The following is a 686-nucleotide window of genomic DNA, read 5'->3' on the forward strand; positions in this document are numbered from 1 at the left end:
CATTAGGAGACGGCGCCATCTTGACGCCGCATTTATGCTCCCGCTCAGGATAATTGGCTCCCCGGACTCCTTGGTATCGATGCCCCTCTTCGAGGCCATTGATCGCAAGATGGCAAACAGCGTAGTTTCATGGTCATGAAACTAAAAACCTCCCAAGGACTGCGTCTGCCGCACAGACTCGATGGCCGCATGCGCGGAAGCTAAGTGTACGTTTCCGGGATCCAGCACACGCTCGTGCTCGCGGAAGCGGCCCCATTAAACATCACCTGCTCATGCCGGGCGCCAGCCTTAGTCGAGAATTGGGTACGCAGGTCTAATTGGAGGACGTAGCTTCAGCCTTCCAGAGGAAAAGCTGCGCCGCTTGCCCCCAACCGAAGCTCGGGGTTCAAGCGGCGCGGCTATCTGCCAATAACCGCGGCAAAACGACGGTCGTTGGGCCGCCCTGCGATCACGCTTCCTGAATCAAGAACTTGTCGCGATTCTTACCGAGCCAAGCCGGTGCACGGCCACGGCCAGTCCAAGTTGCACCCGTCTTGGGGTCTTGATACTTTGGCGGCAGGGATGTCTTGGGTTTTGCCGGCGCCTTAGCCACCGCGTCTGCTGCGGGACGGCCACGGCGACGCTTTGGAGCGATGTCGTCGGCAGTCAACTCGTGCTGTGCCATTAGGGCTCGAATCTGTTCGATA

General features: G+C 58.9%; 1 protein-coding gene. It reads right to left on the reverse strand.

Annotated elements, in window-relative coordinates:
• Window positions 1-448: 448 nt before the first annotated feature.
• On the reverse strand, window positions 449-686 hold a 238-nt coding region (locus ACYP5B_RS27880; protein ID WP_459571850.1), incomplete at its 5' end, for an H-NS histone family protein.

The organism is Cupriavidus sp. 8B (assembly GCF_054589115.1).